The organism is Minwuia sp. IMCC3060 (assembly GCF_029909435.1).
In the GTDB taxonomy this organism is placed as follows: Bacteria; Pseudomonadota; Alphaproteobacteria; order Minwuiales; family Minwuiaceae; genus Minwuia.
On the sequence record NZ_CP123782.1, the window covers coordinates 1596113 to 1621840 of the forward strand.

At 64.9% G+C, this 25728-nt stretch carries 26 protein-coding genes; 12 read left to right on the plus strand and 14 right to left on the minus strand.

Translation table 11 applies throughout. The features are described from left to right. Positions 1–9: 9 nt before the first annotated feature. The 3 genes from xseA to QGV54_RS07560 are packed head-to-tail and all read left to right on the plus strand — an operon-like array spanning position 10 to position 3108. Entirely contained in the window at positions 10–1440 is a 1431-nt protein-coding gene (gene xseA / locus QGV54_RS07550) for an exodeoxyribonuclease VII large subunit (protein ID WP_281017467.1), read from the plus strand. Then, positions 1440–2252, plus strand: coding sequence for a M23 family metallopeptidase (locus tag QGV54_RS07555; protein WP_281017466.1), 813 nt, complete (start codon positions 1440–1442; stop codon positions 2250–2252). The genes xseA and QGV54_RS07555 overlap by 1 nt, the downstream gene beginning before the upstream one ends. Before the next feature lie 4 nt (positions 2253–2256). After that, positions 2257–3108, plus strand: a complete 852-nt coding sequence (locus QGV54_RS07560; RefSeq protein WP_281017465.1) for an NAD(P)-dependent oxidoreductase — start codon at positions 2257–2259, stop codon at positions 3106–3108. An 18-nt stretch (positions 3109–3126) separates the two neighbouring features. Here the strand turns inward: QGV54_RS07560 and QGV54_RS07565 are convergent, their stop codons facing one another. The 6 genes from QGV54_RS07565 to QGV54_RS07590 all read right to left on the minus strand — a co-directional run bounded on the left by QGV54_RS07565 (position 3127) and on the right by QGV54_RS07590 (position 9696). Beyond that, a complete protein-coding gene (locus QGV54_RS07565) occupies positions 3127–3738 on the minus strand; it encodes a glutathione S-transferase family protein (protein WP_281017464.1) in 612 nt (203 codons plus the stop codon). Positions 3739–3837: 99 nt separating this feature from the next. Beyond that, the gene (locus QGV54_RS07570) at positions 3838–4389 is read right to left on the minus strand and encodes a sarcosine oxidase subunit gamma family protein (protein WP_281017463.1); all 552 of its coding nucleotides are present in this window, start codon (positions 4387–4389) and stop codon (positions 3838–3840) included. Further along, positions 4382–7375: a sarcosine oxidase subunit alpha family protein gene (locus QGV54_RS07575; protein ID WP_281019879.1), complete on the minus strand. Its 2994-nt coding sequence runs from the start codon at positions 7373–7375 to the stop codon at positions 4382–4384. Before QGV54_RS07575 ends, QGV54_RS07570 begins: the two co-directional genes overlap by 8 nt. A 5-nt stretch (positions 7376–7380) precedes the next feature. Continuing rightward, positions 7381–7656: a sarcosine oxidase subunit delta gene (locus QGV54_RS07580; RefSeq protein ID WP_281017462.1), complete on the minus strand. Its 276-nt coding sequence runs from the start codon at positions 7654–7656 to the stop codon at positions 7381–7383. A gap of 138 nt (positions 7657–7794) precedes the next feature. Then, entirely contained in the window at positions 7795–9006 is a 1212-nt protein-coding gene (locus QGV54_RS07585; RefSeq protein WP_281017461.1) for an NADP-dependent isocitrate dehydrogenase, read from the minus strand. 105 nt (positions 9007–9111) lie between these two features. Next, positions 9112–9696, minus strand: coding sequence for a TIGR00730 family Rossman fold protein (locus tag QGV54_RS07590; protein WP_281017460.1), 585 nt, complete (start codon positions 9694–9696; stop codon positions 9112–9114). Between QGV54_RS07590 and QGV54_RS07595 the strand changes: the two genes are divergently transcribed. The 6 genes from QGV54_RS07595 to QGV54_RS07620 all read left to right on the plus strand — a co-directional run bounded on the left by QGV54_RS07595 (position 9695) and on the right by QGV54_RS07620 (position 14418). Next, positions 9695–10075 carry a hypothetical protein gene (locus QGV54_RS07595; RefSeq protein ID WP_281017459.1) on the plus strand — a complete coding sequence of 127 codons (381 nt, stop codon included), beginning with the start codon at positions 9695–9697 and terminating at the stop codon, positions 10073–10075. The genes QGV54_RS07590 and QGV54_RS07595 overlap by 2 nt on opposite strands. Before the next feature lie 510 nt (positions 10076–10585). Further along, positions 10586–11587, plus strand: a complete 1002-nt coding sequence (locus tag QGV54_RS07600) for a LysM peptidoglycan-binding domain-containing protein (RefSeq protein WP_281017458.1) — start codon at positions 10586–10588, stop codon at positions 11585–11587. Positions 11588–11652: 65 nt separating this feature from the next. Further along, on the plus strand, positions 11653–12426 hold the full coding sequence (locus QGV54_RS07605) for an SDR family NAD(P)-dependent oxidoreductase (protein ID WP_281017457.1): 774 nt from the start codon (positions 11653–11655) through the stop codon (positions 12424–12426). Positions 12427–12441: 15 nt separating this feature from the next. Further along, positions 12442–13275, plus strand: a complete 834-nt coding sequence (locus QGV54_RS07610) for a CoA transferase subunit A (protein WP_281017456.1) — start codon at positions 12442–12444, stop codon at positions 13273–13275. Continuing rightward, positions 13272–14054, plus strand: coding sequence for a CoA-transferase subunit beta (locus tag QGV54_RS07615; protein WP_281017455.1), 783 nt, complete (start codon positions 13272–13274; stop codon positions 14052–14054). Before QGV54_RS07610 ends, QGV54_RS07615 begins: the two co-directional genes overlap by 4 nt. 28 nt (positions 14055–14082) lie before the next feature. Continuing rightward, a complete protein-coding gene (locus tag QGV54_RS07620) occupies positions 14083–14418 on the plus strand; it encodes a tRNA-binding protein (protein ID WP_281017454.1) in 336 nt (111 codons plus the stop codon). An 18-nt stretch (positions 14419–14436) separates the two neighbouring features. Here the strand turns inward: QGV54_RS07620 and QGV54_RS07625 are convergent, their stop codons facing one another. The 8 genes from QGV54_RS07625 to serB form a co-directional block, all read right to left on the minus strand. Continuing rightward, entirely contained in the window at positions 14437–14814 is a 378-nt protein-coding gene (locus tag QGV54_RS07625) for a DOPA 4,5-dioxygenase family protein (protein WP_281017453.1), read from the minus strand. A 98-nt stretch (positions 14815–14912) separates the two neighbouring features. Then, complete coding sequence (locus QGV54_RS07630) at positions 14913–15875, minus strand: oligopeptide/dipeptide ABC transporter ATP-binding protein (protein WP_281017452.1); 963 nt, start codon at positions 15873–15875, stop codon at positions 14913–14915. Further along, a complete protein-coding gene (locus QGV54_RS07635) occupies positions 15872–16879 on the minus strand; it encodes an ABC transporter ATP-binding protein (protein WP_281017451.1) in 1008 nt (335 codons plus the stop codon). Before QGV54_RS07635 ends, QGV54_RS07630 begins: the two co-directional genes overlap by 4 nt. 2 nt (positions 16880–16881) lie before the next feature. Further along, a complete protein-coding gene (locus QGV54_RS07640) occupies positions 16882–17787 on the minus strand; it encodes an ABC transporter permease (protein WP_281020130.1) in 906 nt (301 codons plus the stop codon). After that, positions 17780–18733, minus strand: a complete 954-nt coding sequence (locus QGV54_RS07645) for an ABC transporter permease (protein ID WP_281017449.1) — start codon at positions 18731–18733, stop codon at positions 17780–17782. The genes QGV54_RS07640 and QGV54_RS07645 overlap by 8 nt, the downstream gene beginning before the upstream one ends. Positions 18734–18774: 41 nt before the next feature. Beyond that, on the minus strand, positions 18775–20325 hold the full coding sequence (locus QGV54_RS07650; protein WP_281017448.1) for an ABC transporter substrate-binding protein: 1551 nt from the start codon (positions 20323–20325) through the stop codon (positions 18775–18777). 160 nt (positions 20326–20485) lie between these two features. Next, positions 20486–21271, minus strand: a complete 786-nt coding sequence (locus tag QGV54_RS07655) for an enoyl-CoA hydratase/isomerase family protein (protein WP_281017447.1) — start codon at positions 21269–21271, stop codon at positions 20486–20488. A gap of 18 nt (positions 21272–21289) precedes the next feature. Then, on the minus strand, positions 21290–22177 hold the full coding sequence (gene serB, locus QGV54_RS07660) for a phosphoserine phosphatase SerB (RefSeq protein ID WP_281017446.1): 888 nt from the start codon (positions 22175–22177) through the stop codon (positions 21290–21292). On the opposite strand from serB, the gene miaA reads away from it, so the two are divergent. The 3 genes from miaA (at position 22176) to ilvN (ending at position 25709) form a co-directional block, all read left to right on the plus strand. Further along, positions 22176–23144, plus strand: coding sequence for a tRNA (adenosine(37)-N6)-dimethylallyltransferase MiaA (gene miaA, locus QGV54_RS07665; RefSeq protein ID WP_281017445.1), 969 nt, complete (start codon positions 22176–22178; stop codon positions 23142–23144). The genes serB and miaA overlap by 2 nt on opposite strands. A 201-nt stretch (positions 23145–23345) precedes the next feature. Next, positions 23346–25109, plus strand: coding sequence for an acetolactate synthase 3 large subunit (locus QGV54_RS07670; protein WP_281017444.1), 1764 nt, complete (start codon positions 23346–23348; stop codon positions 25107–25109). 93 nt (positions 25110–25202) lie between these two features. Then, on the plus strand, positions 25203–25709 hold the full coding sequence (gene ilvN / locus QGV54_RS07675; protein ID WP_281017443.1) for an acetolactate synthase small subunit: 507 nt from the start codon (positions 25203–25205) through the stop codon (positions 25707–25709). The last annotated feature ends 19 nt before the right edge of the window (positions 25710–25728 follow it).

Below are 25728 nucleotides of genomic sequence, written 5' to 3' on the forward strand. Positions count from 1 at the left end.
GAGTATCTGTTGACCGAAGAAAGCGCCGCCGGTTCGAACGTTCCCGCCTATACGGTCAGCGCCCTCTCGGGGGAACTGAAACGCACGCTGGAGGATCGGTTCGGGCGGGTCTCCGTGCGCGGGGAACTCTCCGGCTTCAAGCAGGCGGCCTCGGGCCACATGTATTTCGGCCTGAAGGATGAGAAGGCCCTGATCGACGGCATTGTCTGGAAGGGGACTGCGGCGCGCCTCGGTTTCCGGCCGGAGGACGGGCTGGAAGTCGTCTGCACGGGCCGCGTGACCAGCTACCCCGCACGCTCCAAGTACCAGATCGTCGTCGACAGGATGGAACCGGCGGGGGAGGGCGCGCTGATGGCCCTGCTGGAGCAGCGCCGCCGCCAGCTGATGGCGGAGGGGCTGTTCGCACAGGAACGCAAGCGGGCGCTGCCGTTCCTGCCGCGCCACATCGGCATCGTCACCAGCCCGACGGGGGCGGTGATCCGCGATATCCTGCATCGCCTCTCCGACCGTTTCCCGCGCCCCGTCACCATCTGGCCGGTCCGGGTGCAGGGGGAAGGCGCCGCCGAGGAGGTTGCCGCCGCGATCAGGGGTTTCAATGCGATGCAGGGGGCGGCGCGGCCTGACCTGCTGATCGTCGCGCGGGGTGGCGGCTCGATCGAGGATCTCTGGGCCTTCAACGAGGAGGTGGTGGTCCGCGCAGCCGCAGACAGCGACATTCCGCTGATTTCCGCCGTCGGGCATGAAACCGATACGACCCTGATCGACCATGCCTCCGACCACCGCGCGCCGACGCCGACGGCGGCGGCGGAGCGGGCGGTTCCGGTACGTTCCGACCTGGCGCTGCAGATCGGAGACCTGATGCGGCGCGGCTTCACGGCGCTGAAACGGGTGCAGGGGGAGCGGCGGAACAGCCTGCAGGGGCTGGCGCGTGGTCTGGTGGACCCGCGCCGGATGCTGCAGCAGCATCAGCAGCGCCTGGATGATCTGGCCGACGCTCTGGGGCGTGCCCTGCGCATCAATGCCGGTCATGGACACCAGCGGCTGGCCGGTGCTGCGGGTGGTCTGCGGCCCGGCATCCTGCAGCAGCCGATCCGGGACGGTCGGCAGCGGCTGGAGCGCGCCGAACGGGCAATGGCCCGGGACATGGCGCGGGGACTGCAGGACCGTCAGCGCAGGCTGGCCAACGCCGCGCGCCTGCTGGAGAGCTTTTCCTACCGCGCGACCCTCGCACGGGGGTTCGCAGTCGTCCGCAAGGATGGGGCCGCCATGGTCTCCGCTGGTGCTGCCAAGGGTGGAGACGCGCTGGAGATCGAGTTCGGTGACGGACGGCTGTCAGTCATTGCGGGGAGTGGCGGTAGCAGCGGGAGCACTCAGCGGCCCGCGCGGCGGTCGAGCGGTGCGGCGTCGGACGTGAAACCGAAACAGGGAGACCTCTTCTGATGCGGTGGCTGCTTGTCTTGCTGTTCGCCGTCGTCGCGATCCTGCCCGCGCGGGCACAGATCCTGAACGGCGAGCTGGTAAAGGGCGGCATGGTTGTCGGGCGCACCCTGCCGGGGACGAAGGTCTTTCTGGATGACCGGTCGGTCCGGGTTTCCGCCACGGGTGTCTTCGTGATCGGATTCGGTCGGGATCATCCGCCGCAGGCCATGTTGCGCACCGTGGGCGAGGATGGGCAGGCAAATGTGACCATGCTGCAGATCCGCCAGCGCACCTATGAGACGCAGCGGATCAATGGCCTGCCGCCGAAGATGGTGACGCCGCCGGCGGATGTGCTGAAACGCATCCGGCGGGAGAATGCGGAGATCGCGCGGATACGCAGCATCGACAGCCCGCAGACCTGGTTCGACGAGAAGTGGCTCTGGCCTGCCGTCGGCACGGTGACCGGCATCTACGGCAGTCAGCGCATCCTGAACGGCAAGCCCCGGCGACCGCATTACGGCATCGACATAGCGGCACCACGCGGCACGTCGGTCATTGCGGCGCGGGACGGTATCGTGCGGATGGCGGAAGACGATCTCTACTACACCGGCGGTACCATCATGCTCGACCACGGACATGGCATCGTCAGCGTCTTCTCGCATCTGGAGCGCATCGACGTGGCTGTGGGCGACAAGGTCTTCGCCGCACAGGTGATCGGCGCAATCGGTTCCACGGGACGCTCGACAGGTCCGCATCTCGACTGGCGCGTCAACTGGTTCGACCAGCGCCTGGATCCCGCCCTGCTACTGGGTGCCACCCCGGTGGGCGGGTGATGGCGTGATCGGTGTGGTTGGCTGTGGTGCCATGGGACAGCCGATGGCCGAGGCGCTGTTGCGCGCAGGCTTTGCGGCCATTGGTCATGATGTCCGCCCGCTCACCGAATTCGCGAAATTCGCCGGCCACATGACGGTCGCGATCAGCGACCTGGGCCGCCAGGCGGAGACCGTCATCTCGGTCGTGCGCGACAGCCAGCAGACCCGCGATGTCATTGACGGGCTGGGCCTGCACCAACCGCCGGGGCAGGGGCACAACGTCCGGACCTTCATCGTCTCCTCGACCCTGTCACCGCGCTTCGTCACATCGTTGCGGGACGTGGTGCACCCCGAAATCGCGCTCATTGATGCGCCCATGTCCGGTGCCCCCTTCAGGGCACGGCAGGGCACGCTGACATTCATGCTCGGTGGTCCGGAGCGTGAGATCACGCCACTGATGCCCATGTTCCGGGCGATGGGGGAGGAAGTGCATCACCTCGGTTCCTATGGCGCGGGGATGGCGGCCAAGGTGCTGAACAACTTCGTTGCCGCGAATTCGGTGACAGCCGTGCGCACGGTGCTGGCGCAGGCGGAGGCACTGGGGCTGGCCCCGGCCCGGCTGCTGTCGGTCATGCGCAGCAGTTCGGGCGGCACCTGGTTCGGCAACAATCTGGATCAGATCGACTGGTCCGCCGAAACCCATGATCCCGGCAATACCATCGGGATTCTGGAGAAGGACGTGCGCGCCTATCTGGATGGCGTGAGCGGCGACGGCACGCCTGATTCGCTGACCGCCGCCGTTCTCGATCGCCTGAAACACATTCCCGAATTGCCCGGAAATCTATTTTCGGATCAGGAAGATAAGGAACCTTCCTGATGTAATGCTGCGCCTTGATCAGGCAGCGGCGGACGGCCGTGCCTTCATCCGCTCGAACCAGGCTATGACGTTCTTGTTGTCGGGATTGAGCTTCTGCCCGACCATGGCGGCGAACTCGACGAAGGCGAACATCAGGATGTCAGCCATGCTGATCCGGTCACCGCAGAGGAACTGCTTGCCCTCCAGCTCCCCGTCGATCCAGGTCAGCTTGTCCTGCGCCAGCGCCTTCAGGCCGTCGGCAGCCTCCGGGATACAGCGGAACCGGCTCTCGAACATCTTCAGCCCCTCCGCATAGCGGAAGCCGTTGCCGAGATTTTCGCAGACGTTCAGGTCCACACGCCGGGTCCACATGCGGGTTTCCGCGCGCTCCTCCGGCGTCATGCCGATCAGGCTGGATCCGCCTGCCTTGTCCGCCAGATATTCGCAGATCGCCGTGATCTCGCAGATGCAGGTGCCGTCATCCAGTTCCAGCACCGGGCACTGGCCGGCCGCGTTCTTCTTCAGGAACTCCGGCTGGCGGTTGACGCCACCGCGGATATCCACGTCCTCCATCGGCATCTCGGTGCCAAGCTCATGCATGAAGATGCGGACCATGCGCGGGTTCGGTCCGATCGAATTGTAAAGTTTCATCTAGTTTCCTCCCGATCTGAAATCGGACGCAGTCTATCGGCACGATACGCCGCTGTCTCGTATCGAGCGGTCCATTGCGGGCGTGCAGAAGGTGGAGATCTATCCGACCCGATACCCGAACGCTGCCGCCGCCTGTCGGACGCTGTGAACGAACGACCGCGCGAAGCCGCGAAACACGTACATCTCGATGCAATCCGGGGCCGTCCGGTGCAGGGTGACGCCCATATGGCCGACAACGGTCTCTGCCGTGCAACCTGGCGAAAGCCGGTCCGCGCCGAAGTCGAGGGGTACCAGTCGGCTCATCAGTTCCAGGGTGGCCGGGCCGGAGACCTGCAGGACCGCGCGAGCGTCCGACAGATCCACCACCGCACCAAGTCCAGGGTCGATACCGCGTTCCAGCTCCTGTGCCAGCCCGGCCCCCGGCGACACCAGCCACCAGCGGCCCGGTGCCAGGTCCATCAGTGTCGCATTGCGAGAGAGCTGAGGCAGGACGATCCGCATCCGGTTCAGCGTGTCGGGCCAGCAGCCGACCTCGACGATGCTGCCGGGCCGCAGTTCCATCAGGCTGAGGGGGGCTTCACCGCTGCCCGCGCCGTGACGACCGGCAGGCAGGTGACCATCCAGGGGCCAGGCGATCATGCTCTCAGCCATGCATCCGGCTCCCTTCCGGGTCGATGAAGCAGGGATCGGTGACCTCCACCTCCACCGACTTGCCGCGCACCGGATCCGTCGCGGTCAGCCGCTTGCCCAGATGTTTCATGCCGCCCTGCAGCAGGGCCAGGGCGACATAGGTGCCGAGTTCCGGGCTGTAGGTCATGGCCGTGACATGGCCCAGGCTTGGACCGGTTTCACCGCTCCCGGCGTCATCGGGTTCGATGAGGTGACTGCTGGGGGAGATCTTCGTGCCGCTGACGGACGACAGGCCGACCAGTTGCTCCCGATCCTCGCCATGCAGGTATTCCCGCGCGGCCAGCGTGCTGCCGATGAAGTTCTTGCGGGCAGAGACCATGCGTCCCAGTCCGACATCGGCGGCGGTGGTGCGCCCGTCCAGTTCCCGTCCGGCCACATGTCCCTTCTCGATGCGCAGCGCGCCCAGCGCCTCCATGCCATAGGGAATGATCCCCTCCGGCTGTCCGGCCTGCATCAGGGCTTGCCATACGGCGGTACCGGCGTGGCTGCCGCAATAGACCTCATAGGCCATCTCGCCGGAGAAACTGAGCCGCGCCAGCAGCACCTCCACCCCGTTCAGCGTGCCGGGGCGCACGCCCATGAAGGGGAAGGCGGCATCATCGAAATCAATGTCGGCGATGGCCCGGCGCAGCACGTCGCGGGACTTCGGCCCGGCGATGGCCATCCCCGCCCATTGCTCGGTGACGGACGTCAGCTTGACCCGCAGGCCCGGCCAGTGCGCGGCCAGCAGGAATTCCAGATGCTGCATCACCGGCCCGCCATTGGCGGTGGTGGTCGTGATCAGATAGCGCGTCTCCGACAGGCGCCAGGTGGTGCCGTCGTCGAACAGGAAACCGTCCTCGCGCAGCATGAGACCGTAGCGGGCCCGCCCCACTGGCAGCTTGGCGAAGCCATTGGCATAGACACGTTCCAGAAAGACCGTCGCATCCGGTCCCTGCACGTCGATCTTGCCCAGTGTCGAGACATCGACCATGCCGACGCCACCGCGCACCATGGCGGTTTCGCGGACGTAGCCGGCCTCCAGCGGTTCATTGCCATCGGGGTAGAAGCGCGGGCGAAACCACAGACCCGCCTGCATCATCTCCGCACCATGGGCGACGTGCCAGTCGTGCATCGGTGTCAGCCGCTTCGGGCGCAGTTCCGCCCCGACCTCCGGCCCCGCGAGCGCACCGATGCTGACGGGCGTGAAGGGGGGGCGATAGCGGGTGGTGCCTGCGTCGGGGATGGAGATTCCGCGCGCATCCGCCATCAGCGCCAGACCGATGATGTTGGACGACTTGCCCTGGTCGGTACCCATGCCCAGCGTGGTGTAGCGTTTCAGATGCTCGACGGAGCGGTATCCTTCGCGGTTGGCGAGGCGGATATCGTCAACGGTCACATCATGCTGGAAATCCACAAAAGCCTTGCCGTGCTTCCTCTGCCTGTCGCGGATCTCGAAGATCGCGGGCATGTCACCGGGACCCCGGTCATCGGCAACCGTGGGCACGGCGCTGGCGATGGTCCGGTGGCCAAGTCCGGTCGCGATCTCCGCCCCTGTCCGGGCGCCGTCGCCCAGCGCCCCGGCGAGGGTCAGTTGACCGGTCACGGCACCTGTCGCCAGCCAGTCCTCCCGCGGCGCGCCGGCCACGAAGGATTGCAGGGCACGGTCGAACTGCGCCGGACCACCGGCCTGTGAGGCCAGATGGATCACCGGATTGAATCCGCCGGACACCAGAACCGTATCGACCGCCAGGTCCTCACCACCCACCAGTGCGCCCCGCGCGATGTCGAAGGGAGCCACATGAATGCTGCGGACCCGCTGTCGGCCCTTTGCCGCGACAATGGCCTGACCGGTCCGTACCTCAAGCCCGCGCGCCCTGAGACCCTGCAGTACCGTCTCGCCCGGTGTCTCGCGCGGATCGACCAGCGCAGCGATTGCGATGCCTGCATCATGCAGGGCAAAGGCAGCGCCATAGGCCAGGTCATTGCTGGCGAACAGGGCCACCTTCTGTCCGGGAACCACGGCGTGGCGGGCAAGATAGCGCTCGGCGGCTCCGGCGAGCATGACGCCGGGCAGGTCGTTGCCCGCGAAGGCGATGGGACGCTCGAACGCGCCGGTGGCCAGCACGACCTTGCCTGCGCGGATGTTCCACTGTCGCTGGCGCGGCTGATGGGGCAGGGGAGTGGGCAGGTGATCGCTGACCCGCTCCAGCGCCGCGATGACATTGCCGTCGTAGTAGCCCCAGGCCGTGGTGCGCGGCATGACTGTCGCGCCAAGGCTCTCCAGCTCGGCGCGGGCGTCGGCGGCCCAACGGGCGGCGGGCTTGCCGTCGATGGTGCCCGGTTCCTGCAACAGATGACCGCCGATCACCGCCTCCTGCTCCAGCAGCAGGACACGGACGCCGCTGCGGGCCAGGGTCAGGGCGCTGGACAGGCCTGCAGGACCGCTGCCAACCACCAGCACATCCGTGAAGGCCCAGGCATGCTCATAGCTGTCCGGGTCGGGTTCCAGTGATGCCGCACCCAGCCCGGCGGCGCGCCGGATGAAATGCTCATACAGCATCCAGGCCTTCTGGGACGGGCCGATGAAGGTCTTGTAGTAGAACCCGGCGGAAAGAACCGGCGCGGCCAGGCCAGTCGCGGCCATCAGATCGAACCCCAGGCCGGGCCAGCGGTTCTGGCTCTGCACGACCAGGCCGTCGAACAGTTCCGCCTCCGTCGCCTTCACGTTCGGTTCCCGCCGCCCCCCTTCGCGCAGGGTCATCAGGGCGTTCGGTTCATCCGTACCGGCAGCGAAGATTCCGCGCGGGCGATGCAGCTTGAAACTGCGCCCGACGACGGAAACCCCGTTCGCCAGCAGGGCAGAGGCAATGCTGTCGCCGGCAAAGCCCGACATTGGCCGACCATCGAAGCTGAAGCGCAGCGGCTGCCCCCGGTCGATGCTGTTGCCGCCGTCCGGCAGGCGCATCCCGCTCACGATCCTGTCTCGCCCGCGAAGGGGCCGATCAGGCGCACGGCCTCGATCCGGTGCGTGGTCACGTCCCGCCGCACCTGCAGCCAGGACCGGCAGCCGCCCGAATGCTGCCAGTGTTCCTCATGCGGTCCCCGGGGGTTCTGACGCGCGAAGACATAGGTCGACCAGTCTTCTCGGTCGGTATTCTCCATAGCGACCAGGGTACGGCTGGCTTCGCCGCCATAGCTGAACTCGGCCAGATGCCGTGGCCCGCAGACCGGACAGTCGATGATCACGCCGGAATCCCCTTCGCATGCATGCCCACCGACGATAGCCCCGCAGCCGCATACGAAAAAAGCCCCGGAACGACATCCGGGGCTTCTCTCATGACGTTTTCTGCAACGGGGAAGCAGTCCCCTTCGCTCGGCGTCGGGTCAGCCCCGTGCCTGCTGCAGGTTCTGGTCCAGCGCGTCCAGGAACTGGTTGGTGGTCATCCAGGGCTGGTCGGGGCCGACCAGGATGGCCAGGTCCTTGGTCATCTGGCCCGCCTCGACGGTGGAAATGCAGACCTTCTCCAGCGTCTCCGCGAATTCGCCCAGGGCCACGTTCTCGTCCATCTTGGCGCGGTAGGACAGTCCACGGGTCCAGGCGAAGATCGACGCGATCGGGTTGGTCGAGGTCTCCTTGCCCTGCTGGTGCATGCGGTAATGGCGGGTGACGGTGCCGTGGGCGGCCTCCGCCTCGACCGTCTTTCCGTCCGGCGTCATCAGCACGGAGGTCATCAGACCCAGCGAGCCGAAGCCCTGTGCCACGGTGTCGGACTGCACGTCGCCATCGTAGTTCTTGCAGGCCCAGACGTACTTGCCCGACCACTTCATGGCGCAGGCGACCATATCGTCGATCAGGCGGTGCTCGTAGGTGATGCCCTTCTTGTCGAAGGCCGCCTTGAACTCGTTCTGGTAGACCTCCTCGAACAGGTCCTTGAAGCGCCCGTCATAGGCTTTCAGGATCGTGTTCTTGGTGGACATGTAGACGGGCCAGCCACGATCCAGACCGAAGTTCATGCTGGAACGCGCAAAGTCGCGAATGGAATCGTCCAGGTTGTACATGGACATGGCGACGCCGCTGCTCGGGAAGTCAAAGATCTCCCGCTCGATCACCTGACCGTCCTCGCCTTCCCATTTCAGGGTCATCTTGCCCTTGCCGGGAACCAGGAAATCGGTGGCGCGGTACTGGTCGCCAAAGGCATGACGGCCGATGACGATAGGGTCGGTCCAGCCGGGCACCAGGCGCGGCACGTTCTGGCAGATAATCGGCTCCCGGAAGATGGTGCCGCCCAGGATGTTGCGGATGGTGCCGTTCGGGCTGCGCCACATCTTCTTCAGCTTGAATTCCTCGACGCGATCCTCGTCGGGGGTGATGGTCGCGCACTTCACGCCGACACCGTACTTGGCAATGGCGTTGGCGGAATCGACAGTGACCTGGTCGTCCGTGCGATCCCGCTCCTCGACGCTCAGGTCGTAATAGTGCAGGTCGATGTCCAGATAGGGCAGAATCAGCTTCTGCTTGATGAAGTCCCAGATGATCCGGGTCATCTCGTCCCCATCAAGCTCGACAACCGGTTTCGTTACCTTGATCTTGCTCATCCCGACCCCTTCCTGACTGGCAGCGCGCCACCACGTGTGCCTTGATTTCCCGCGCGTTATAACACCGGGTCAAAGGTGGTCAAAAGGCTAAGGCCGACAGGCAAGTCAAACCTTCTCGGGACGCTGTGGCAACTGCGGTTCCGGCAGGGCGGCAATCGCGGGAAGCACGTCATCGACCGTATTCACCCAGGTCAGGAAATCCAGCGTGTCCGGACCGGCGAAATTCTCCGCTACCACATGCTCCAGCATCGTGCGGAACGGATCGAAGTAGCCCTCCTGATTGACGATCACGATGGGGTCGTCATGCAGGCCAAGCTGTCGCCAGGTCAGGATCTCGATGACCTCATCCAGCGTGCCGATGCCGCCGGGCAGCACGCAGAAGGCATCGGCGCGGCGGAACATCTCCGCCTTGCGCTCGTGCATGCTCCTCACCACCAACAATTCCGTGACACCCTCGTGCCGGACCTCGACACGGTGCAGGTGTTCGGGGATGATTCCGGTGACGCGGCCCTGACCGGCAAGCACGCCGTCTGCGACACGCCCCATCAGCCCCAGGCGTCCGCCACCGTAGATCAGGCCCATGCCGTTGCTGGCCAGGATGGCGCCGAGCCGTTCTGCCGCGTCGAGGAACGCCGGGCGCGCCCGGTCGGAGGAGCCGCAATAGACGCACAGAGTGGAGATTCTTGCCATGTTCAGAAGCCTGCTGTCGGTTGCGATGCTGTCACTGGCGCTTGTCTTGCCTGTATCCGTCCAGGCCGGTGGTGCCGATGTCGTCGGCGTGACCGTGCTGCACATGAAGAAGTCGGGTCCGAACATATACCGATTCCGTGTCACCGTCCGTCATGCTGATACCGGATGGGAACACTATGCCGACCAATGGCAGGTGCTGGCCCCGGACGGGACGGTTCTTGGCACGCGCGTGCTGCATCATCCGCACGAAAACGAGCAGCCTTTCACGCGCTACCACGACATCGAGATTCCGCCGGGAGTGCGCGAAGTGACCGTGAGGGCCGGTGACAAGGTTCACGGCTTCGCGGGGGCGACAATGACCGCCCATCTGCCGGACTGACGTCACGACGTTGCTGACTGGCCACAAAAGCAGGGAATCGTTGCGGTTTCGGGTGGTTCGGACTACGTATCACCGAATTGACACAATTGCCCGGGCGTTGTCGCGTTGAACCGTATCCTGCTTCTGTTGATCGCCGTTGCCGCACTCGCTGCGGCAGGGTTCCTCATCCTTGGCGGCAGCGACACGCCCGAAGAGGCCAAGAAGCCTGTGGCGACCGCTGTCACAGGCGCGCCTGTGGCGAAAAAGTCAGGTGCGCCCGAGAGCATCACTGCACCGGCCGAGAGCCCTGCCGTTCCTGAATCCGGCGAGCCAAGGACTGAATCGGCGTCAGAGGCTCCGGCTCCGGCTCCGGCTCCGACTGCGGCGCCTGAAGCCGGAACATCGGAGCCTGCCAGTACCGTAACCACTTCTGCGACGCGCCCGGACCCGGATGAGCGCAAGACTGCTGAAAAGGCGGCAACTGCAAGCGAGAGCGTCGTATCCGGCCCGGTCGTTCCCGAAGCTGATGCCGTGCGCGAGAAGCTGGAGCGCAAGGTCGAACAGAAGCTGGACGTGGCGAAGGACCAGGCTGTTGCCGCCGTCACGGAAGAGCCGACGAAGCCGTTGCAGCCGGTTGCTCCGAAGCGGGAACCGGAGACCAACACGAAGGGTGTTCCTGTCATTCCGAAGCGCGCCGTTGCACCGCCAAGCTTCGATGTGGTGCGGATCAGCGATGTTGACTGCACGGCGGTGATGGCCGGACGGGCACCGTCGCAGGCCATCGTGCGCATTGCCGCCAACGGGGAAATCATCGCCACCCTGCGCGCGGAAAACGATGGTTCCTGGGCCCATGTGGTGTCAGAACCTTTCAAACCCGGTGGTGTGGAACTGACACTGACCGCCGAGACAACGGCGGGCCGGGCGGAATCGCCTGAGAGTGTCGTGCTGGTCGTGCCGGACTGCGCTGACCTGTCCGACGACAAGAAGGCGATTGCGCTGCTGACGCCGAAGAATCGCACCGGCACCCGTATCCTGCAGGAACCGGATCGCGCGGATCGCATCGCGATGCCGCAGGGGCTGAACCTCGGCAAGGTCGACTATGATGACAAGGGCAACCTTGAAATGTCCGGCAATGGCGCGCCGGACGCCGAACTGCGTGCGTATGTCGATGGTGTCTATGCCGGTCGCGCCCGCGCGGATGCGCAGGGGCAGTGGCGTATCATGCCGGAGACGGAGATCGCGCCCGGCCTGCATGTGCTGCGCGTCGATCATGTGGACAGTTCCGGGGTGGTGCTGGCCCGGATCGAGCTGCCCTTCGCGCGCGTTGCACCCGCCTCCGTGGAGGTCACGGCGGACCAGGTGATCGTGCAGCCCGGCAATTCACTCTGGCGCATTGCGCGGCGCACATACGGACGCGGCATCAGCTACACCACGATCTACGAGGCAAATCGCGACCGCATCCGCGACCCGAACCTGATCTATCCCGGACAGGTTTTCGAGCTTCCCGATCTGCCGGACACCATCAATAACTGATTGACCCCCCGTCGCCGCATTGCCTGAATGAGGGCGGTGAGGATATGAACCTGGGGAGGATGACAATGACCAATCCAATGACATTGGACGGGATGACCGTGCTGGTGACCGGTGCGGGACAGGGAATCGGGCGGGCCGTGGCCTGTCAGGCGGCGTCGCTGGGCGCGCGTGTCGCGATCAATGACGTCAATGGCGACGGGCTGGCCGAGACCGCGGAACTGGTCGGGCGGGACGACACGCTGCAGCATGTCGGTTCCGTCGATGATCCGGGTACGGTCGAGAAGATGGTGAATGACATCGTGCGCGAGGCCGGGGCACTGCACGGGCTGGTCAACAACGCCGGAATCGTCCGGGCGGCGATGATCGACAAGATGCCGTTCCAGACCTGGCAGCAGGTCATCGACGTCAACCTGACCGGCGTCTTCCTGTGCCTGCAGGCCGTTGGCCGTCACATCATCGAACGCCGCAAGGATGGCGACACGGCACCGGGGCGGATCGTCAATGTCTCCTCCATCGCCGGGCGTCGCGGCACCATCGGCCAGATCAACTATGGTGCGGCGAAATCCGGTGTGCTGGGCCTCAGCATGAGTGCGGCGCGGGAATGGGGCCGCCACGACATCAACGTCAATTCGGTCTGCTTCGGCCTGGTCGAGACACCGATGACGGAGACCATCCGGGGCGAGAAGTTCCGCGACCGCTATCTGGGCCAGATCCCGCTGGAGCGCTTCTCCAAGCCGGAGGAAGTGTCCGTGCCGGTGTGCTTCCTGCTGTCATCCGGGGCGAGCTACATCACCGGTCAGCACCTGAGCATCGACGGTGGCAGCCACATCGGTTTCTGAGACAGGGGAGCATCCATGCCGCGCGCAGTGATCACCAGCCTGGAAGAGGCAGTGGCGGAGAATGTCCGGGACGGCGACAGCCTGTCGCTGGAAGGCTTCACGCACCTGATCCCCTATGCCGCCGGCCATGAGATCATCCGCCAGGGCCGCAAGGACCTGACGCTGATCCGCATGACGCCGGACATCATCTTCGACCAGATGATCGGCATGGGCTGCGCGCGGAAGCTGGTGTTCTCCTGGGGTGGCAATCCCGGTGTCGGATCCCTGCACCGGATGCGTGATGCGATCGAACGCGACTGGCCGCTGCCCCTGGAGATCGAGGAGCACAGCCACGGTGCCATGGCCAATGCCTATGAGGCCGGGGCTGCCGGACTGCCCTGTGCGGTGTTCCGGGGCTATATCGGCAACGACCTGCCGAAGGTGAACGACCGCATCCGGTCGGTCGAATGCCCGTTCACCGGGGAGAAGCTGGCCGCCATTCCGGCCATGCGCCCCGATGTGGCCGTGATCCATACGCAGAAGGCGGACCGGCGCGGCAACGTGCTGCTGGAAGGCATCATCGGCGTGCAGAAGGAGGCGGTGCTGGCCGCCAGCCGCTCCATCGTGACGGTGGAGGAGATCGTTGACGATCTGGGCGGTGGTCCCAACGCGGTGATCCTGCCGTCGTGGACGATCAGCGCCATCGCAGCCGTGCCCGACGGCGCCTTTCCCAGCTACGCCCATGGCTACTACCCGCGTGACAACAGCTTCTACAAGGCCTGGGATCCCATCGCGCGCGACCGGGAGACGTTCCGCGCCTGGATGGACAGCCATGTCATGCAGCGCAAGGCGGGGGAGGGTGTGCAATGAGCGACAGGGGCTACACCGCCGACGAGATGATGACCGTCGCAGCATCCCGGGCATTGCAGAATGGTCAGGTCTGCTTCGTCGGTATCGGCCAGCCCAGCGCGGCCGCCAATCTGGCGCGCCAGACCCATGCGCCGGACGTTGTGCTGATCTATGAATCCGGCACGCTGGAGACGCGGCCCGACGTGCTGCCGCTCTCCATTGGCGACGGTGAACTGGCGGAGACGGCGCTGACCAATGTCTCGGTGCCGGAGATGTTCCGCTACTGGCTGCAGGGCGGACGCATCGATGTCGGATTCCTGGGGGCGGCGCAGGTGGACCGCTTCGGCAACATCAACACCACGGTCATCGGCGGCACCTATCTGAAGCCGAAGACCCGCCTGCCGGGGGCGGGTGGCGCGCCGGAGATCGCGACCAGCGCGCGGGAGACCTTCATCCTGCTGCGCCAGTCACCGCGTGCCTTCGTGGAGAAGCTGGATTTCATCACCTCGCTCGGTCACGGCAACGGGGGCAACAGCCGGGCGGAGGCCGGGGCCAGGACCCTGGGGCCGACGCGCCTGATCAGCGATCTCTGCCAGATGGCACCGGATCCCGAGACCAGGGAACTGATCGTCACCACCATCCATCCGGGCGTGACACGCGATCAGATCACGGCCGCGACCGGCTGGGATATCCGCTTTGCCGACAGTGTCACGGAGACACCGGTGCCGGAGCCGACCGAACTGGCCGTGCTGCGGGAGATCCATGCCCGCACTGCCCGCGCCCACGCGGGCCAGGCCTGATACCGCGCGATACAGGGAAGCCGAGAGCATGACCGACCTGACCTATGACGAATTCCAGCGTGTCGACATTCGTGTCGGAACCATCATCGACGTGCAGGCGTTCCCCGAGGCGCGACGCCCGGCCTGGAAACTCTGGATCGACTTTGGTGAGGAGATCGGGACCCGCAAGACCTCGGCCCAGATCACCAATTACACGCGGGAGGAACTGATGGGCCGGCAGGTTGCGGGGGTGGTCAATTTCCCGCCGAAGCAGATCGGCAAGTTCATGAGCGAATGTCTGACGCTCGGGTTTCCCGACGCTGACGGCAACGTCATCCTGATCGGCCCAGAGCGGCAGATTCCGAACGGCGGACGGATGTACTGAGGCGGCAGCGCCGCAGCATCAGGCCCGCCCGGGTCGTCCGGCAAAGCCGCGCAGGAATGCAATGTCCAGCGGCAGGCGTTCGCCCAGCCAGAGCGGGTGAATGTCGTGGTCGGCCAGATCATCGCCGGTTTCCGGATGTACCAGGATGGTCAGGCCCCGCCGGTTGAGCATCAGCCAGGGCACCATCGTCGGGAAGACATCAGTGGCAAATGCCATCTGGTACATGGGCAGCGGATGTGGTCCGACCGGCTGATCGCGCCAGCGGCCCGGCACGACCTCGAAAGTGGTCATGATCTGACGGCGCAGTACGGCCGCCTCCGCGCGCTCCGCATCGTTCCGGTAGTAGATGTGGGCGTGATAGCCGTGGATGGTGCTGGGGTTCTGCGGTTCGGTCATCGGGTCCTCCTGCCTGTTCCGCCCATATGACGTTCCGTTTCGGCGAGGCAATGGCAGGATGCTTCACAAGACTGTTTCCGATCGGGAAAGGCCGCCCGTCAGGCACCGATCAGCGGATGGTGGCAGGCGATCGCGCGCCCGTCCGGCAGCTCACGCATCGCCGGCACCTCCGCCGCGCAGCGTTCGCTGGCAACGGGGCAGCGGGTGCGGAAGCGGCAGCCGCTGGGTGGTGAGATGGGGGAGGGCAGGTCGCCCTGGATCATCTCGATCGGCTTTGGCGTCACGGTGGGATCGGGCACCGGAATGGCGCTGAGCAGGGCGCGGGTATAGGGATGCGCCGGACTGTCGAAAAGCATCTCCGAACTGCCGACCTCGCAGAAGCGGCCCAGGTACATCACCGCCACCCGGTCCGCCACATTGCGGACCACGGCGAGGTCATGACTGATGAACAGCATGGTCAGGTCATAGCGCTGCTTCATGTCCTCCAGCAGGTTCAGGATCTGAGCCTGGATGGAAACATCGAGTGCCGAGACCGGTTCATCACAGATCAGCAGGTCCGGTTCCAGGATCAGCGCCCGCGCAATGGAGATGCGCTGGCACTGGCCGCCGGAGAACTCGTGCGGTCGCTTGTCCATGGCCACCGCCGGGTCGAGTCCGACAGTCTCCAGCAGTTCCTCGACCGCCTGCCTGCGTTTCTCTGCATCCAGCAGCCCCGCGATCTTCAGCGGCTTCTCGATGATCTCGCTGATGCGCTTGCGCGGGTTGAGGGAGGCAATCGGGTTCTGGAAGATCATCTGGAACCGGCGTCTCATCCGCCGCAGGTCCCGCTTTCCGGCGGCAACCAGATCGTCACCGTCCAGCACGATCTGGCCGCTGGTCGGGCGTGGCAACTGCATCACCGCCCGCGCCGTCGTCGACTTGCCGCAGCCGGATTCGCCAACCAGCGCCAGCGTTTCCCCGCGCCGCAGTTCGAAGGTCACACCACTGACGGCCTGCACCAGGCCCTTGCGCGTCGGAAACTCGACGACCAGGTCACGGACATCCAGCAGCACGTCGCTCATGCCACCTCCTCCGTCACCTGCTCGGGATCGCGCGGATGCCAGCAGGCGAAGCTGTGTGCCGGGTCGGCCTCGTCAGCCTGCATCGGGGGCATCGCGGCTTCGCACTGCGCATCGGCGAAGGCACAGCGGGGGGCGAAGCGGCACCCCGGTGGCGGTGTGATGAGGTTCGGTGGACGGCCACCGATCGACTTCAGCCGCTCATGTGGCGGGCGATCGAGGCGCGGAATGGAATCCAGCAGGGCCTGCGTGTAGCGCATCCGGGTGCGGGCGAACAGGCTGCGGGTGCTGCCGGTCTCGACGATGCCACCGGCATACATCACCGCCACCTTGTCGCAGCGCCCGGCAACGACGCCGAGATCATGGGTGATCAGGATCAGGGTCATGCCGCGGTCCCGCTGTTCGCGCTGCAGCAGGTCGAGGATCCCTGACTGGACGGTCACATCCAGCGCCGTCGTGGGTTCATCGGCGATCAGCAGCTTCGGCTCGCAGGCAAGCGCGATGGCGATGGCCACGCGCTGTCGCATCCCGCCGGAAAGCTGGTGCGGATACTGGTCGACGCGGACATCAGGCTGCGGGATACCGACTTCTGTCAGCAGCTCGATGGCGCGCTGGCGGCCCGTGGCCTTGCTGGTGCCGAAATGATGGCGCATCCCCTCATAGACCTGCTGGCCGATCTTCATCACCGGATTGAGGCTGGTCATGGGGTCCTGGAAGATCATGCCGATGCCCGGTCCCGAGATGGCGCGACGGGCCTTGCGATCCATGGTCAGCAGGTTCTGGCCATCGAAGGTGATGGCACCGCCCTTCGGGATCTCTGCATAGGACGGCAGCAGACCCATGATGGTGCGTGCCAGCACGGACTTGCCGGACCCGGATTCACCGACCAGGCCAAGTGTCTGTCCGGCCTCCAGCGAGACGGAAACCCCGTCAACGGCCCGCACGCGACCGGCAGGTGAATGGAAATGGGTGGAGACGTTGGTGAGTTCGAGCAGGGGTCTGGACATGATCAGATCGCCGCCTCCCGCACATCCGCGAAGCGGCTGCGCAGCGTGTCACCCACCAGGTTGAAGGACAGCACCGTCAGGAACATGACGATTGCCGGAAAGACGCTGATATGGGGGGATTCCTCCAGATGCTCCCGACCGCCCGCGATCATGCCGCCCCAGCTCGGGTGAGGGGCGGGCACCGACAGGCCGAGGAAGCTCAGCGCGCCCTCCACCACGATGGCGCTGGCCACGGCGACCAGGCCGAACGCCAGCACCGGCAGCACGACATTGGGCAACAGTTCGCGCACGAGGATGTTGAAGTCGTTCGCGCCGATTGTGCGTGCCGCAAGGATGAACTCCGACGACTTGAAGCTGAGCGTCGCGGCCCGGCTGATGCGGGAGAAGATCGGAATGAACAGCAGTCCCAGACTGACGGTCACCACCAGCAGGCTGCCACCGAAGATGAGAGAGAACAGCAACAGCAGCACGAGACCGGGAACGGCCAGGAAGGTATCGATGGAGCCGACGATGAAACCGTCGATGCGCCCGCCGAAATAGCCTGCGATCATGCCGATGGGCAGGCCCAGCAGCATGCCGACCACCGGCGCGCAGAAGCCGACGACCAGCGACACGCGGGCGCCGTAGACGACGCGCGCCAGCACATCGCGACCCAGGTGATCCGTGCCGAGCAGGTGCGCGTCGTTCGGTGGCGTCTGAAGATTGACGAAATCCAGTGAGTCCGGATCCTGGATGCCGATCCAGGGCGCGAAGATCGCCGTGAAACTGATCAGGAACAGCCAGGCGAGGGGCAGCCAGAAGGCAATGCCGAACTGTCCGGACTTGCCAGTCGTAGGCCGCATGCGGCGGAACCGTGAAAGTGTCGGCCGTGCCGGATGAAGGGGACGGTTGGTTGTGGGATCAGCCATCGGCGCGCTCCGTCCGGATACGGGGGTCCAGCACGGCATAGAGCAGGTCAACGATGAAGTTCACCAGCACGTAGGCAAAGGCGATGAAGACCACGACGCCCTGGACCACGATGAAGTCACGGGCATAGATCGCGTTGATCAGCAGGCGACCGACACCGGGCAGGGCAAAGATGGATTCGATGATGATCGAGCCGCCGACCAGATTGCCGATCTGCAGGCCCAGGACCGTGATCATCGAGAAGGAAGCCGGCTTCAGTGCGTGGCGCAGGATGACGTGGCAGACCGGCAGTCCCTTGGCCCGCGCGAGCGAGATGTAGTCCTGTTGCAGCACGCCGATCATGTCGGCCCGCAATACCCGCATCAGCACCACCCATTCGGCCATGGCGATGGCCAGCGCCGGAAGGATGAAAGCCCGCAGGTTCGCCCAGAGACCTGCCGACAGCGGCTCGTATTCGGATGTGGGCAGCCAGCCGAGATTGAGGGATACGACCAGGATCAGCAGGATTGCCGCCATGAATGACGGAACGGACAAGGACATGAAGCCCGCCGTCGCAATGGTCCGGTCGACCGTGCGTCCGGCGCGATAGGCGGCAAGTATGCCGAACGGAACAGCCAGGATCAGCGCGAAGACCTGCGCCACCAGCATGAGTTCGAGAGAGACCGGAAAGCGGGACAGGATGGCGTCCACCACCGGTTCGTCCGTGCGGAAGGAGCGACCCCAGTCACCCTGAACGAAGTCCCCCAGCCATTCCGCGTATCGGACCATGACCGGCCGGTCGAGGCCCAGGTCGGCACGAATGGCCTGTACCTCCTCCTCCGATGCGTCCTGCCCGGCAATGTCATAGGCGACATCACCCGGCAGGACGTTGACCAGCAGGAAGGTGAAAAGGGTGACGGCGAAGATCACGACGACCAGTCGCCGTACCCGTTTCAGCAGGTAACGCATGTCTGCAGTCTCAGCAGTTGTTCAGATGAATGATCTGCTGATCACTTGTCCTTCCATGCGCCGGAGACCCTGACCACACCCAGACCATCGATGCCGATGTTGTGGGTGTTGGTGCCATGGAAGGCGTAGTAGCGGTTGCCACCACGGTACTGCATGTTGCCCTGGTCATTGACCATGCGCATCAGATCGCAATGGAACTTCTCGCGCACAGCCGGATCAGCCGCCGTCCGCATGGCGAGCGCAACCTTGTCCATTTCCGGCAACATCAGGCGGGTGAGGTTGTAGGAGCTCTTGGAGAAGGACAGGGCGAAGGTCTGCGGACCCACATCGTCCGCATCGGCAATCCGCCAGCCGGAGATCATGTAGTCGTTGGTGAAGACCTTCTTCACCAGCGTGTTCTGATCGACCGGGACGAGTTCCAGTTCGATGCCGACCTGCTTCAGCAGCTGCTGATAGATCTCGCCAAACTCACGGCCGCGCGGGGTCGTGGTGTGGATCATGCTGATCTTCACCGGCTTGCCATAGTCAGCCAGCAGGGCCTTGGCCTTTGCCGGATCGTAATGGCGATATCCGGCATCACACTTGGATTCGGTACCCAGCGGGTGTTCCGCGAACGGACGGGTATCCTTCCAGGTGACCTTCAGGAGCGCAGTCTGGTTCCAGGCGTGGGAAATGGCCTGGCGCACGCGGGCGTCATCCAGCGGCGGCTTGGACGCATTGATGAAGGTGACCGCGGCACCCTTGCCGTCACGAACGACAGTGGTGAGATTCGGGTCTTTCTGCGCCTCCACGATGGAACTGCCGCGGTCGGTCCAGATCAGGTCGATCTCGCCGGAACGCAGGCTGGCAAAGCGGGCCTGGGTATCGGGCAGGATACGGAAGACGATCTCGTCGAGATGCACCGCGTCCTTGTTCCAGTAGTTCGGGTTCCGCTTGATGGTGATGCGGTCACCACCGGCCCAGCTGTCGAACATGAACGGGCCGGTACCGATCGGCTCCCGGTTTTGCTTGTCGGCGGCGACATTGGCACTCGACGGGATCAGCCCGATCATGCTCGGCGCCGCAAGGTTGCCCAGCAGCGGCAGCCAGGGGTGTGCCAGGTTGAACTTGACGGTGTGGTCGTCGATGGCCTCGACACCGGTTATCGCCGTGATGAACGACCGGCTGCGCGACTTGTTCGCCGGATCGAGGATGCGGTTGAAATGGTCCGCGACATCCTTGGCGGTGAAGTCGGAGCCGTCATGGAACTTCACGCCCTTGCGCAGGGTAACGGTCCAGCTCTTGTTGTCCTCGGACGCTTCCCAGGCGGTTGCCAGATTGGGTTCGAATTCCTTGGTCTTCTCGTTGTACTTCAGCAGCGTGTCGTGGACTGCCAGAGAGACCGTTCCGGCGCTGACGCCAAGCACACCGCCCTTGACCGCGTCAAAGCCGCGCGAGTCGGTCTCGACGCCGACGATCAGGGTGCCGCCCTTCACCGCGCCGCTGTGTGATGCTGCGTGAACATTGTTGACGGCGAGCGTCGCTGCCAGCGCGATTGCGGCAGTGGCAGTCAGCACACGTCGCGAACGCTGCCCCAAACTAAGTTTGAACACCTCTTGTATCCTCCCATATGGCTGCCCCTGTCAGGCAGCAAACAATGACTGGTTTTCCAGTTCTCTTGCCAGAGTGCAAAATGCCCGGGGACTTGTCCAGCGAGCAAAGACCGTTCGGGTTACCGAATTGTTCGTTTGCGAGAGTCCTCTTTCCCCCGGCCTATTTGCCGGTCCAGCGCGGCTTGCGCTTCTCCGTGAAGGCGGTCAGACCCTCCATCGCATCCTCGGTGCCCAGCAGGGCGCACATCATCTCAACCTGGTTGGCGACATCGCGGCGGTAGTCGAGGTCGTTGGCCCGGCTGAAGGCGCGGCGACCGACGGCCATGATGGCGGGCGACTTGGCGGCGAACTTGCGCCCGATCTCCATGGCCTTCGGAAGCACATCGGCGACCGGAACGACATGGTTGATCACGCCGATCTCCCGCAGGCTCTCGGGCGGCAGCATGTCCCCGGTGAAGAGATATTCGAAGGCCCGGTGGCGGCCCGCGATTCGGGGCAGGTGGGCAAAGTGGATGGCGGGCAGCACCCCGACATTGATCTCCGGATAGCCCAGCCGGGCATCATCGGCGGCAATCAGCACGTCGCTGGTGATGGAGAGTGTCATCCCCGCGCCAAGGGCGGTGCCATTGATCGCGGTGATCGTCGGCTTGGTCAGACGGTGCTGGATGTCCAGGGTTTCGAGATAGAATGTCTCCAGAAAGCGCCGGAAGGCCGCAACACCGCCGCGCTGCACCATCTTCAGGTCCATCCCGGCACAGAAATAGCCATCGACGGCGCTGGTCAGCACGATGGCGCCGACATCCGGGTCGGCATCGGCGCGCTTCAGACCGGCATGGATCGCCCCGATCTGTTCCATGTCCACGGCATTGACCGGCGGATGCTGCATCGTCAGCACCGCCACCCGGTCGGTGACCGCATAGGTCACCCGTTCGATCTCGTCCGTCATTGACCGTGTCTCCCCCAGTCAGGTCGCCCATTCGCTGAATGGAATCCCCTGATAATAGAGCAGCACCGTCAGGTCGCCATGCAGTACGCGCGCGCCCGCTGCCGCCGCCGTCATCGGCTTTGCATGAAAGGCGACACCAAGACCGGAGGCCTGGATCATGGCCAGGTCATTGGCCCCGTCGCCCACCGCCAGCGCGTCCTCGTTGGTGATCCCGAGTTCCGTCGTGATGCGGTTGAGCTGGTCCAGCTTGGCCTGTCGGCCCAGGATCGGGCGACCGACATCGCCGGTCAGGTGGCCGTCCTGAAACAGCAGCGTGTTGGCGTGATGTTCGTCGAACCCGGCCAGGTGCGCCACCCGTTCGGTGAAGAACGTGAAGCCCCCCGACACCAGTGCCGCATGGCCCCCCCCGGCCCGCATCGTCCGTGTCAGGACAGCGGCCCCGTCTGTCAGTCGGACGCGGTCGTCGAAGGCCTGCTGCAGCACTGACTCCGGCAGACCCTTCATCAGTCCGACACGTTCCAGCAGCGCGTCCTCGAAATCGATCTCGCCGCGCATGGCGCGTTCGGTAATGCCGGAAACCGCGTCCCGCACACCTGCGAAGTCGGCCAGTTCGTCAATGCACTCGACGGTGATGATGGTGGAGTCCATGTCGGCGATCAGCAGGCGCTTGCGCCGGTTCCCGGTGCCGGTGAGAGCCAGATCGACCGCTGCCCCGTCAAGGGCATCAATGGCCCGCTGCTCCAGCTCCGATGCATCGGCGGGCCGTACCTCGACGGGGAACTCGACGGCGTCCGGCCCCAGTTCGTGAACCGGGGCGGATGCGTCCGTTGCGGCGCGGACGGCGGCGACCTGTGCCGCTGTCAGTGGTTGACGCGCATTGCCCACCAGCGTCAGAACCATTTCCATGAACGATACCCCTCCGGAACAGCCAGTTTCGTCTGGCGACCTGTTGCTGATACTCGGCCCGACGGCGAGCGGCAAGTCGGCGCTGGCTGCCCGCGTGGCTGCGGAACTGGGCGGGGTCGTGATCAATTGCGACTCCATGCAGGTCTATCGTGACCTGCATATCCTGACCGCCCGGCCGGAGCCGGAACTGGAGGCCATGGCCCCGCATCGGCTCTACGGCTTTCAGGATGCGGCGGAGGCCTGCTCCGCGGCGCTCTGGTCCGCGCGCGCGGCAGCAGAGATCGCGGCATGTCACGCGGCAGGGCAGGTGCCCGTGCTCTGTGGCGGGACCGGCCTGTATGTCCGGGCATTGCTGCAAGGCCTTGCACCGATCCCCGACATCGCTCCTGCGTTCCGGCAGGAGGCGACGGAGATACTGGCGCGCGAGGGCGGGGAGAGGGTGCGGCAGCGATTGATGGCGGTCGATCCGGTGGCGGCCGAACGGTTGAATGCCGGCGACAGCCAGCGCCTGGTTCGCGCCTGGGAGGTCTGGCGCGGGACCGGACGATCGCTGACCGACTGGCAACAGATGCCGGGAGTTCCACCCGTCCGGGCACGGACATTCACGGTTGTCCTGGACCCGCCGCGCGACGGCCTCTATGCCCGCTGTGACGCACGTTTCGATGCCATGCTGGCGGAGGGGGCACTGGCGGAGGTGGCACGCCTGCATGCGCGCGGCCTCGACCCGGATCTGCCCGCGATGAAGGCGCTCGGCGTGCCGGCCCTGATTGCCCATCTGGACGGAGACCTGAGCCTGGAAGAGGCGCGAACGCAGGCCCAGACTGCCACGCGCCGCTATGCCAAGCGACAGGGGACCTGGTTCCGTCATCAGATCGTTGCGGATATTTGCTCGAATACGAAACAAACAGAAAGTGTTTTCGGGGAAATCTTTCCGAAAATAAGCGAATTTCTGTTGACCGGGGGGTAGCCCTTGCCTATGTTTCGCGCCGCCCGGTTCGCCGCGCGTATTCTGTAACTGATGGCCCTCTGAGATGACCTCTGACCGGTCGCGCCGTTTCCGGGTTGAAATGGCCAGTTCAGGCGACGCGTGCGCGTGACGGGCTGTTCATTTTGAGGAACGAGGAACTGCTCCCCCGTCCGGGGAACAGACAAGGCAACGAGGCGTATCATGTCGAACAACGCAATGACCGGCGCGGAAATCCTGATCAAGGCACTGACCGATCAGGGTGTAGATACCATCTTCGGGTATCCTGGCGGCGCGGTACTGCCGATTTACGATGCGCTGTTCAAGCAGAACTCCATTCGCCACATCCTGGTCCGTCAGGAAGGCGGCGCGGTTCATGCGGCGGAGGGCTATGCCCGCTCCACGGGGAAGCCGGGTGTCGTTCTCGTCACCTCCGGCCCCGGTGCCACCAATGCGGTTACCGGACTGACCGACGCGCTGATGGATTCCATTCCCGTCGTCTGCCTGACCGGGCAGGTCGCGACCCACATGATCGGCAACGACGCGTTCCAGGAATGCGACACCACCGGCATCACCCGCCCCTGCACCAAGCACAACTATCTGGTCCGGGACACGGCTGATCTGGCGCGGGTGGTCCATGAAGGCTTCTACGTTGCCACCAATGGCCGTCCCGGCCCGGTGGTCATCGACATCCCGAAGGATGTGCAGATCAACACCGCCGACTACACGGCGCCGGAGAAGGTGCGCCACAAGACCTACCGTCCGCGGGTGAAGGGTGACCTGGAGAAGATCCGGGAAGCCGTGGAGATGATCGCCAATGCGGAACGGCCGATCTTCTATACCGGCGGCGGCATCATCAATGCGGGGCCGAAGGCATCCGCGCTGCTGACCCAGTTCGTGCGCATGACCGGCTATCCCATCACCAACACGCTGATGGGACTGGGCGGCTATCCGGCGTCGGACCGGCAGTATCTCGGCATGCTGGGCATGCACGGGTCGTATGAGGCCAACTGGGCCATGCACGACTGTGACGTGATGATCTGCATCGGCGCGCGCTTCGATGACCGGGTGACCGGGCGTCTGGATGCCTTCTCGCCGAAGTCGAAGAAGATCCACATCGACATCGATCCGAGTTCGATCAACAAGAACGTGCGGGTGGACCTGCCGATCATCGGCGACGCGGCACACATCCTGGAAGACATGATCCGCATCTGGAAGGCGGGCGCGCGTCAGGTCGATCCGGCCCGGATCGAGCCCTGGTGGCGTCAGATCGACATCTGGCGGGCGCGCAACAGCTTCGCCTACGAACAGACCGACAAGCTGATCAAGCCGCAGCGTGCGGTCGAGGCCCTGTACGAGAAGATCAAGGACCGCGACCCCTACATCACGACGGAGGTCGGTCAGCATCAGATGTGGGCGGCACAGCTCTTCAAGTTCGAAAGCCCGAACCGCTGGATGACCTCCGGCGGGCTCGGCACCATGGGCTACGGCCTGCCGGCGGCGATGGGCGCGCAGATCGCGCACCCTGACAAGCTGGTGGTCGATATCGCCGGTGAAGCCTCGATCATGATGAACATTCAGGAAATGTCGACGCTGGCGCAGTACAAGCTGCCTGTGAAGATCTTCATCCTGAACAACCAGTGGATGGGCATGGTCCGCCAGTGGCAGGAACTGATGCACGGCAAGCGCTATTCGGAGAGCTACGTGGAGAGCCTGCCGGACTTCGTGAAGCTGGCCGAGAGCTTCGGTGCGGTGGGCCTGAAGGCGGAAACGCCGGACGAGATGGACAGCCTGATCGACGAGATGATTGCCGTGGACCGGCCCGTCATCGCCGATGTTCGCGTTGATCCGGCCGAGAACGTGTACCCGATGGTGCCGTCCGGGGCCGCACACAACGAAATGATCCTGGGGAACGAAGCGGGCGCGGAGTCACCCCAGGCCACCGATCAGGGACTGGCACTCGTCTGAGCCGGAACCGCAACGAACTCTATCTCTCAGGAGGGACGGTCGCGCGAAGGGGATGCCGGACAGGTAATCGCCTTCGCCACACCGTGAAGCGACATGCAAGACACCATAGAACGTCACACGATATCCGCCGTGGTCGACAATGAGTCCGGCGTCCTGGCCCGGGTCATCGGCCTGTTTTCCGGTCGTGGCTACAACATCGACAGCCTGACGGTGTCGGAGGTCGATCGCGACAACGGGATTTCCCGCATCAACATCGTCACCACCGGCACGCCGATGATCATCGAGCAGATCAAGGCACAGCTCGACCGGCTGGTGCCGGTGCACCGGGTTGCCGACCTGACCGTGCAGGGACCGCATATCGAGCGGGAGCTGGCGCTGCTGAAGGTGCGCAACTCCGGTGAGAAGCGGGTGGAGGCCCTGCGAATCGCCGACATCTTCCGCGCCCGTGCCGTCGATGCGACCGACCGCAGCTTCGTCTTCGAGATCACCGGCTCCGCCTCCAAGATCGACGCCTTTGCCGACCTGATGCGGCCTCTGGGACTGGTGGACATGAGCCGCACCGGCGTCGCCGCCATCAGCCGTGGCCCGGACGAAATCTGAGGAATCAACCGCGCGCGCT

Coding starts and splice junctions, on each gene's coding strand:
- QGV54_RS07555 (WP_281017466.1), top strand. CDS start 1,440: ATGCGGTGGCTGCTTGTCTTGCTGTTCGCCGTCGTCGCGATCCTGCCC.
- QGV54_RS07565 (WP_281017464.1), bottom strand. CDS start 3,738: ATGAAACTTTACAATTCGATCGGACCGAACCCGCGCATGGTCCGCATC.
- QGV54_RS07570 (WP_281017463.1), bottom strand. CDS start 4,389: ATGGCTGAGAGCATGATCGCCTGGCCCCTGGATGGTCACCTGCCTGCC.
- QGV54_RS07575 (WP_281019879.1), bottom strand. CDS start 7,375: ATGCGCCTGCCGGACGGCGGCAACAGCATCGACCGGGGGCAGCCGCTG.
- QGV54_RS07585 (WP_281017461.1), bottom strand. CDS start 9,006: ATGAGCAAGATCAAGGTAACGAAACCGGTTGTCGAGCTTGATGGGGAC.
- QGV54_RS07595 (WP_281017459.1), top strand. CDS start 9,695: ATGTTCAGAAGCCTGCTGTCGGTTGCGATGCTGTCACTGGCGCTTGTC.
- QGV54_RS07590 (WP_281017460.1), bottom strand. CDS start 9,696: ATGGCAAGAATCTCCACTCTGTGCGTCTATTGCGGCTCCTCCGACCGG.
- QGV54_RS07605 (WP_281017457.1), top strand. CDS start 11,653: ATGACCAATCCAATGACATTGGACGGGATGACCGTGCTGGTGACCGGT.
- QGV54_RS07610 (WP_281017456.1), top strand. CDS start 12,442: ATGCCGCGCGCAGTGATCACCAGCCTGGAAGAGGCAGTGGCGGAGAAT.
- QGV54_RS07615 (WP_281017455.1), top strand. CDS start 13,272: ATGAGCGACAGGGGCTACACCGCCGACGAGATGATGACCGTCGCAGCA.
- QGV54_RS07620 (WP_281017454.1), top strand. CDS start 14,083: ATGACCGACCTGACCTATGACGAATTCCAGCGTGTCGACATTCGTGTC.
- QGV54_RS07625 (WP_281017453.1), bottom strand. CDS start 14,814: ATGACCGAACCGCAGAACCCCAGCACCATCCACGGCTATCACGCCCAC.
- QGV54_RS07630 (WP_281017452.1), bottom strand. CDS start 15,875: ATGAGCGACGTGCTGCTGGATGTCCGTGACCTGGTCGTCGAGTTTCCG.
- QGV54_RS07635 (WP_281017451.1), bottom strand. CDS start 16,879: ATGTCCAGACCCCTGCTCGAACTCACCAACGTCTCCACCCATTTCCAT.
- QGV54_RS07640 (WP_281020130.1), bottom strand. CDS start 17,787: ATGGCTGATCCCACAACCAACCGTCCCCTTCATCCGGCACGGCCGACA.
- QGV54_RS07645 (WP_281017449.1), bottom strand. CDS start 18,733: ATGCGTTACCTGCTGAAACGGGTACGGCGACTGGTCGTCGTGATCTTC.
- QGV54_RS07655 (WP_281017447.1), bottom strand. CDS start 21,271: ATGACGGACGAGATCGAACGGGTGACCTATGCGGTCACCGACCGGGTG.
- miaA (WP_281017445.1), top strand. CDS start 22,176: ATGAACGATACCCCTCCGGAACAGCCAGTTTCGTCTGGCGACCTGTTG.
- serB (WP_281017446.1), bottom strand. CDS start 22,177: ATGGAAATGGTTCTGACGCTGGTGGGCAATGCGCGTCAACCACTGACA.
- QGV54_RS07670 (WP_281017444.1), top strand. CDS start 23,346: ATGTCGAACAACGCAATGACCGGCGCGGAAATCCTGATCAAGGCACTG.
- ilvN (WP_281017443.1), top strand. CDS start 25,203: ATGCAAGACACCATAGAACGTCACACGATATCCGCCGTGGTCGACAAT.